Annotated in this window: 2 protein-coding genes; both read right to left on the minus strand. The window is 40.5% G+C overall.

The window, feature by feature from the left end; translation table 11 throughout:
* Window positions 1-1,346, minus strand: a 1,346-nt coding sequence (locus tag RJ60_RS15215) for a Shedu immune nuclease family protein (protein ID WP_146028968.1), incomplete at its 3' end; no start/stop codon positions are given.
* Between the two features lie 13 nt (window positions 1,347-1,359).
* On the minus strand, window positions 1,360-1,590 hold the full coding sequence (locus RJ60_RS15220) for a DUF2188 domain-containing protein (protein ID WP_103135290.1): 231 nt from the start codon (window positions 1,588-1,590) through the stop codon (window positions 1,360-1,362).
* Window positions 1,591-1,672: the final 82 nt, after the last annotated feature.

Consider the following 1,672-nt stretch of genomic DNA (forward strand, 5'->3'; position numbering starts at 1 on the left):
CAAGCATAAGATCCACCTTCACTACTCTCGGATTCTATCTTCTTTCTCAGATTCTTGAGACTTTCGTAGATCTCATCATACAAGACTATCTCGACGTTTTTCAGCGAATTTCGGAGTATTCGGAAGTCCTGCTTCATTGAATCGTTTTCAAGTTCCTTGCTGTGCCCAACTACAAGTATTCCACAAGGTCTTACAACAGTAACGCAATGACCTCTCTCAACTTTTATATCCCTCTCAATTGAGAGAGCCTGTGCTGATGCTAAGAATACATACTTTTCCAACTGACTTATCGCGGCAGCCATTTCAGTGCTCCAGTAGTAATTGTTGTGGCTTGTGTCATACTTAAGCAGCTTAGTATTTGGCTTCTTTATCTCATAGATATCCACAAAACCGTAGATATCATAAACAAGAAAGTCAGGCATGGAAGTCTTTCCGGTTTTAAGGTTCTGTTTTGGAACGAAATCGATATACCTGGAATCGAAGATGAATATGTTCTGCTCAAAGAACCTCTGCCATGTGCTTTCATTAGTTTTCTTCTCCAGTTTCTTCTCAAAATCAACCAGAAGATTATCCAGAGTTATCTCCTTAAGCTTAAGCACATTTCTCTCTATGAAAGGCTTTTTCGTTATCTTTCTTTCGAGAATCTTCATATAGAACGATTCTACTTGCTTTAGTTCTTTAGGTGTGAGTTTATCTACTATGGTTTCATCTAGGGACTTAATCAGCGCCTTTTTTGTTGACGTCAATACATCTAAATTGTCATCGAAATTCGAAAGCTCCGGGAAGCGATTCACAAAAAAGTCAATGATTGAGTGCTTAGCGTTCGTTTTGCCCTCCTCGATGTACTGTCTTGATCTATCCCTTATTCTCTGCAGGTCTCTTTCGTTAAGAATCAGTTTATAGCTACCAGCTCCTGTGGGTTTCAGCAAGGTTTGATTCGCTTTCGTAATCCTGAATTCGCTGATTGTTGCTTCTTTGTTGTCCAGGAACGCTCTTATCGCATCAGTGAAAAGATATCCGAATTTGTAATCAGTAAATCCGCCACCTACTGAATAGAACCCCTTTGGAATATTCTTCGTCCCTTCGTAGATTATCTCTTTGCATATGAAGTTCTTCGGCATCATGTAATGAAGTACCCCATCTTTATCGAAAAAAGCAAATACTTCGCTTCTCTTCATGAAATAATCGTAGTCTTCTTCTTTTATCTGAAAATCATCACTGATTTCTGGAAACTCGTCCTGGATGTCTTCAATGCGTACTCTTCGGGTTTCTTCTGGCAGATCGTTTGGGTATTTGACTTTGAAAGTTAGGAACGTATCTGTGGCTTTTAAGAATTGCAAAACCATCTACTCGCCCCCTCTATTTCTTGTCTCTCGGGGGACACGGATCATTTCCGTAGCTATTTCCAGCCCTTATTTTGCCATCTTTCCCGTGGATCTTTGTGTCTGTCTTCTGGTTCTTTGCGATTCTCTCAGCAATCTCTTGTGCTTCAGCCTGGGTGTCTACTATCCTTGTCGGTTTCTTCGCGCCGCCTTTCTTAACCTGCCATTTGTCACCTAATGGAGTGACATGAATGCTCTTTTTACCCATAGTCGATCCTCCTTTCAGGCTTTAATTCTCACAATTCCTGTCAACAACAACTGCATAAGCGATTTTTTCTTTAGCTCCCATT

Source organism: Mesotoga sp. B105.6.4, assembly GCF_002896535.1.
GTDB lineage: Bacteria > Thermotogota > Thermotogae > Petrotogales > Kosmotogaceae > Mesotoga.

Bases quoted from the DNA above. Each gene is read 5' to 3' on its own strand.
- RJ60_RS15220 (WP_103135290.1), bottom strand. From the start codon at position 1,590: ATGGGTAAAAAGAGCATTCATGTCACTCCATTAGGTGACAAATGGCAG.